A 6,358-nucleotide genomic window follows, 5' to 3' on the forward strand; every position below is an offset into this window, starting at 1 on the left:
TAGTTGTACAAATATCTTAAATTATAAGTAAGAAAGTCTATATTTGGGGAGGAAGTAAACAATGAATTTACAAGAACGATTTAATGATGAAATATATATTGTAGATACAACATTACGAGATGGAGAACAAAGTGCTGGGAGAGCTTTTTCTATAGATGAAAAGTTAGAGATTGCAAAATATATGGATGAAAATAATATATATCAAATAGAAGCGGGAATACCCGTAATGGGTGATTTAGAAAAGGAATGTATCAAAAGAATCTTAGCTAGTAGAAAGAATTCTTTGATTTCTACCTGGAATAGAATGAATAAAAAAGATATACTTCATTCAATAGATTGTAAGCCAGATATAATCCATATAAGTGTTCCTACTTCTGATATACAGATATATTCAAATTTGGGAAAAGATAAACTATGGGTTGAAGAAAATCTTAGAGAATGCGTATATCTTGCAAAAGATAAAGGTTATGAAGTAACCATTGGCTTTGAAGATGCTTCAAGAGCAGATATAAATTATCTTATTGATTTGTGTAAAATAGTTGGAAGTATGGATGTTAAAAGAGTTAGATATGCAGATACAGTAGGAATATTAATGCCATCTATAATTAAAGAAGCAATTAAAACCATAATAAATAATACAGGCATAGAAATCGAAATACATGCTCACAATGATTTTGGTATGGCAATTCCCATTTCACTTGAAGCTGTAAAAAGTGGAGCTAAATATGTGGACTGCACATTAGATGGAATTGGAGAGAGAGCAGGAAATTGCAATTTACAAGAATTTATTAAAATTTCAGATATGTTTTTAGAAAAAATAAACAATTAAATAGAGCTGATATAAAATAATTTTAAAAATTATTTTGTGTCAGCTTCTTTTATTTAAATTATGATATAATTGATTAGATAAGTTATCTTTAGAAAGGTATATTTTTTAGATTTCTAAGATATATGAAAGAAAATAAGTATTAATTAGGTAGGTGAGCAAAATGAAATTGGAAGATGAAAAGAAGTTAATTATGGATAAACTAAAAAGTGAAGAAGTGGTGAATTTTCTTAATAAATATGATATTTCAAGTATGCTCACTTTTGGAAGTTTTAATAATGAAGATTTTACACAAGATTCAGATATAGATATTGCTATAATAGGGAAACATAAAATAGACTTAGAGGAAATATTAGAAATTGAATTATTTTTAGCAAAGTTACTTAATAAGGAAATTGATGTTATAGATTTAAAAAGCGAAAGTTTATATATTTTTTTAAAAATAAATGTATTAAACGAAGGGGAAGTTATTTATTCTAATGATGATAATTATAATTTAGAAATATTCAAAGATGAAACAGACAGGATTTATAAGGAAAATGAGAATTTTTTCTGGTTTAGAAGGAAGGATGTGTTGTCATGAATCAAGAAAGACTTGTAAAAATTATAGAAGACCTTCAAGAGTGTACTTCCGATATAGAAGAATGCATTGAAATACTACAAGGTGAGTGTGATAATAAAATTATGGTAAAGCTTTCAAAATCCAGCTTGAGGCAACTGTTCGTAAGCTTTCATACAATACTTGAAGAATTTGCATCTATAATGCTTAAGGAAATTAAAAAGTATAAAATAGGTATGACATTAAATGATAGTTTAATTGTATTGAAATCGGCACATATATTAGATGAAGAACTTTTTAATTTTCTAGAAAAATCAAGGCTACTTAGAAACAGAATTTCACATAGATATAAGGAACCAGATCATGAAGAACTAATGAACCATATATTAAAGTATAAAAGTAATTTTAAGAGAATAATACGAATAGCAAAGAAACATTTGAAAGTATAAAATTTAGGAGAAGATATGCTGGAAGAATTAAGTAGCATTTTAGATAATGTAATATATTTAGATATTGAAACAACTGGACTTGATGAAAATAGTTCAGAGATTATAGAAATTGGTGCGGTTAAGGTAAAAGGGGGTATTATAACTACTTATAATACCTTAATAAGACCAAGGGGACGAGTGCCCATAGGTATTTATAATCTTTGCACTGGCTTAAATGAAATGGACTTATTAAGTGCTAGAAGTTTAAATAGTATAAAACAAGAGGTTCTAGAATTTTTAGAGAATCTCCCTTTAGTGTGTCATAATTCTAACTTTGAAAGAAAATTTTTATATGTCCACATTCCAGAAATTAAAAATAAAATAATGGACTCTATGGAACTTGCGGCAATACTCGAACCATGGAGAAAGGAATTTAATTTAGATGCTTTAGTAAAAAAAACTACTAATTTAAAAAAGAATGAATTACATAGAGGCTTAGAAGATTCAATTGATACTTTAAAAGTAGTAAATTCCCTTATATTAAGACAATGGGCTAGGGAAGAGAAAAGCAAAAAGAAAAATAACTCTTTATATATGAGTATAATTAAGGATTATCAGTATTTAAAGAATTGGTCATGGACTAAATATTTATTAAAACCACCTTTTTTTACAGATGAAAAATATCCTTATGTGAGTTATGAAGAAAATAAAAAAGATGAAGTTGAATTAAAGAAAATTCCTATAGATTATTCACTATATGAAGGTTTACTTGAAAATGAAGAGATTTGGAATAATGGTGGAGATTTTGGATATCAATATAGAAAAGATCAAAGAGAATTTTCAAAGAAAATCAGAGAAAATTTTGAAAAATCAGAGAGAATATTTATTGAAGCACCAACAGGTAGTGGTAAAACTTTTGCATATGTCATAATAGCAGCCATAGTAACTTATTTAAATAAGGAAAAAAAGAGAAAAGATGATGCTAGTTTTATTATATCAACTAATACAAAGGAATTGCAAAATCAACTTATTGAAAGAGATATTCCAATCATCCTTAAAAAGTTACGATTAAATGATAAATTAAATTATGGTGCTATGAAGGGCAAAGGAAATTATCTTTGTATAGAAAGGCTAAATAAATGTGAAAACTTAGAATTTGATGAAAAAGGTAATTTAACACTACTTTTTCTTAGAAGACTTTGTGAAAAGGGTAATTATGGAGATATAGAAAACATAAATTATTCGGCACAAAAACATTTTGAATTAGATAAATATATAAATGAAATTAATTGTGATAGTGAACAATGTAAATTAGAAAAATGCACAAGACCATGTTATTTAAGAAATAGATATAATGAGCTTCCAGAGGAGAACATAACAGTAATAAATCATTCACTACTCGCATGTTGGCCATATGCTGAAAAAAAGAAAATAAATCATATTATAATTGATGAGGGTCATAACTTAATGGAGAAATGTTATGATTTCTTTGCAGAAGAGTTTTCTTCTTTTGAATTTCTACAGTTATTAGATATGATAGAAAAAGGTCATCCAAGTATTATAGCTATGCTTTTAAGTCTAAATGCTAGCTATGGGTGTAGAGAAACTATAGAAAAAGATAAACTTACATATTTGGTAAATGATATTATAGTAAATATAAATATACTTATAAATGATTTTAGAAGCATGAGACTTGTTAGTGGAGAGTATAACTTTAATACTGAATTTTTTATTCCAAGAGAAGATTTAAAAGGCATCACAAAAGCCATAGGTTCTGAAATATCAGTTTTAAAGGAAAGCATATATTCCTTATATAAAATTTTAAATGATTATGTTTCTAATATTACCTTAGATGATGAAATTAATGGTGATAATGATCATAAGGGTTTATCTGATTATATTTCAAAGATTAAATCTACTTTTGATATATTAGATAAGTTCTTAGAAAATTCAGTGTTTTATGCAAAGATATTAGAAGTAGATTCAGAATATAAAGGTTTTAAACTTAAAAATGTGCCTCTAAATGTTGGTGAATTAGTTAATGAACATATGCTTAAGGATGTTAAAAGTACAACATTTTTATCAGCAACTCTTAGAATAGAAAATTCATTTAATAAAATAAAGAAACATTTAGGACAGGAAAAGGCAAAAGAATTTGTCATTCCATCAACCTTTGATTTAAAGAAAAGAACAAAGATTTTTGCATTAAATGATGTGGGAAGATATGATGAGCCATCTTATATTAAAAATGTTGCTAAATTCATATTTAATACAGCACAAAAAATAAATGGACATCTTCTCGTACTATTTAATAATAATGCAAGGAGATCAGCTGTCAATGAAGAATTAGAATTACTTGCTAAAGGAACTAAAATAGAAGTTCATACTAACAAAAAATCTGCAGGAGCCTTAAATGATAAAAACAGGCAGGTTGTAATACTTGGGAGTAAAGGCTTTTTTGAAGGAATAGATGTGCCAGGAGATGCATTAAGCTGTGTTATGCTAGATAAAGTTCCTAATTATAGCCCAGAATATCCTATTTTAAGAGCAATTACAACATATCAAAAAAAAGGATATCAAGATGTAAATTATCCTCAAGTTTGTATAAAAACTAAACAGATATATGGAAGGCTTATTAGAAGTACCTTTGATTATGGATATTTTATAATTTTAGATCCAGGTCAAAATTCATATACAATAAGAAATCTTGAAAGAGATCTTGGTGGACCTAGTATTGAAATTTCATCAACTGCAAAAATACTTTCCGAAATTCAATTTAATTATAATAATTGGAAAAGAAACAATATTAATATAATCATAAATAATATAAAGAAAAATAATAAAAATCTTCAAGAGCAATTTAATAATGAAGCAAAGAAGCATAAGATGTTTTGGGAATTATTAAAAGTTGAAAATGAAGAATATTATTTTGAAAACATTGATTTTCAATTAAATGGAAAAATATAATTTATATATTAATATCAAGGGAAAGTATTTAGGTTATGGTAGAAAATTTAAAACAATTGTTAAACAAATACAGAAACACAAAGGAATATTTAGAAAGTGGATTAAAATGGTTGTCTAAGAACGAATATGCTAAATCTAAGATTAAAGTTATAAATATGATCATAAGAGATTTAGAAAAATTAGAAAAACAATTTAGTTAGTATTAAGTATAATAAACATAAGAATATTAAGTATAATAGGTTGGAAAAATTTAGATTGAATATAATTAAAGAGAATTTTTAATATAAGAACCGCCTCAAAATAATGTAATTTTCAGGCGGTCTTCTATTTAGTACAATAAGGCATATTGACTTATTATTTTTTTTAATTATACCTAATATTATACTAAATAATTAAGATTTATTTCTTCATACATATAGCATCTTGAACATGGTCTAAACATTCACCAAATCTTTGGTAATGAACAACTTCTCTTTCTCTTAAGAATTTCAATATTTCTTTAATATCTTGTTCATCAGTTAAGTGTATTAAATTTTCATAAGTTGATCTTGCTTTTTGTTCAGCTGCCATATCTTCATGTAAATCGGCAATTACATCTCCTTTTGCTTGTATATAAGTTGAGGTCCATGGATTTGCTTGTCCCACAATATGACGATAAATTAATGAGTTATTATATAACTCACCTTTCGACCTTGAATTAAGTACCTTAGTCAATTTCTATTAAGCTTGGGATATCTGAGTAATGCGAAGCATTCTCAAGCTTTTCAACTACATAGTTAGATTTATACATTAAGTTAGAATTTGGTATAATTATTTATCTTCATTTTCACAATTAATAATATTTGGAGTTTTATAAACTAGTAATCTTAAAGCTTGCCTTTTATAGGAATCTGGATTATTTAATACAGCAGTTCTTCTAGATTACATGTTTACTTTAAATGTTAATAATATCACAAATATTTAAGTGATTTTAAAAAAATATATGAAAGATATCTGTAAACTATCTTGGAAATGTAGTATTAACGTTTTATTAAAAAAAAAAGATGTTAAAAAATTAACTATTGTAGAAATTATGAAAACGATGTGATATTATGTTATTAAGAAATTGGTCATATCAAATTATCGTATTACCAAGACTTATATTATTTTATTTATGGAGGGGAATTTTATATGAATTTATTACTTCTAGTTCTTGCATTAATTCCAATACTATTTTTAATTATTACTTTAGGGGTTCTAAAAATACCAGGATATAAGGCGTGCCCTATAGCTTTAGTATTGACGTTTATACTAGCCTTAGTTGGATTTAACATGCCGATAGTTTCTGCATTAACAGCTGCGCTTCAAGGTGTAGCAACTGCAATTTGGCCTATAATTGTTGTTATTATAGCTGCAGTATTTACTTATAACCTATCTGTTCATACAAAAAGTATGGACAAGATCAAAACCATGCTATCAGGTGTGACTACAGATAAGAGAATTTTAGTACTTATTTTAGCATGGGGATTTGGAGGATTTCTTGAGGGAATAGCTGGTTTCGGTACCGCAGTAGCCATTCCTGCAAGTATAATGGCTGGT

At 26.6% G+C, this 6,358-nt stretch carries 6 protein-coding genes and 1 pseudogene; 6 read left to right on the forward strand and 1 reads right to left on the reverse strand.

Features of this window, described 5'->3' with window-relative positions:
- Positions 1 to 61 precede the first annotated feature (61 nt).
- The 5 genes from LLF98_RS08990 (at position 62) to LLF98_RS09010 (ending at position 4,980) form a co-directional block, all read left to right on the forward strand.
- On the forward strand, positions 62 to 829 hold the full coding sequence (locus LLF98_RS08990) for a homocitrate synthase (protein ID WP_291702813.1): 768 nt from the start codon (positions 62 to 64) through the stop codon (positions 827 to 829).
- Between the two features lie 160 nt (positions 830 to 989).
- Positions 990 to 1,409 carry a nucleotidyltransferase domain-containing protein gene (locus tag LLF98_RS08995; RefSeq protein ID WP_291702815.1) on the forward strand — a complete coding sequence of 140 codons (420 nt, stop codon included), beginning with the start codon at positions 990 to 992 and terminating at the stop codon, positions 1,407 to 1,409.
- Positions 1,406 to 1,834 carry a HepT-like ribonuclease domain-containing protein gene (locus tag LLF98_RS09000; protein ID WP_291702817.1) on the forward strand — a complete coding sequence of 143 codons (429 nt, stop codon included), beginning with the start codon at positions 1,406 to 1,408 and terminating at the stop codon, positions 1,832 to 1,834. The genes LLF98_RS08995 and LLF98_RS09000 overlap by 4 nt, the downstream gene beginning before the upstream one ends.
- A 15-nt stretch (positions 1,835 to 1,849) precedes the next feature.
- A complete protein-coding gene (locus LLF98_RS09005; protein ID WP_291702818.1) occupies positions 1,850 to 4,780 on the forward strand; it encodes a helicase C-terminal domain-containing protein in 2,931 nt (976 codons plus the stop codon).
- 35 nt (positions 4,781 to 4,815) lie between these two features.
- Positions 4,816 to 4,980: a hypothetical protein gene (locus tag LLF98_RS09010; RefSeq protein ID WP_291702819.1), complete on the forward strand. Its 165-nt coding sequence runs from the start codon at positions 4,816 to 4,818 to the stop codon at positions 4,978 to 4,980.
- 199 nt (positions 4,981 to 5,179) lie between these two features.
- Here the strand turns inward: LLF98_RS09010 and LLF98_RS09015 are convergent.
- A pseudogene (locus LLF98_RS09015) lies at positions 5,180 to 5,413 on the reverse strand (manganese catalase family protein); the annotation flags it as partial.
- Positions 5,414 to 5,950: 537 nt separating this feature from the next.
- On the opposite strand from LLF98_RS09015, the gene LLF98_RS09020 reads away from it, so the two are divergent.
- Positions 5,951 to 6,358, forward strand: a 408-nt coding sequence (locus LLF98_RS09020; RefSeq protein WP_291702535.1) for an L-lactate permease, incomplete at its 3' end; no start/stop codon positions are given.

Source organism: Clostridium sp., from assembly GCF_021372645.1.
Taxonomy (GTDB): Bacteria; Bacillota; Clostridia; order Clostridiales; family Clostridiaceae; genus Clostridium.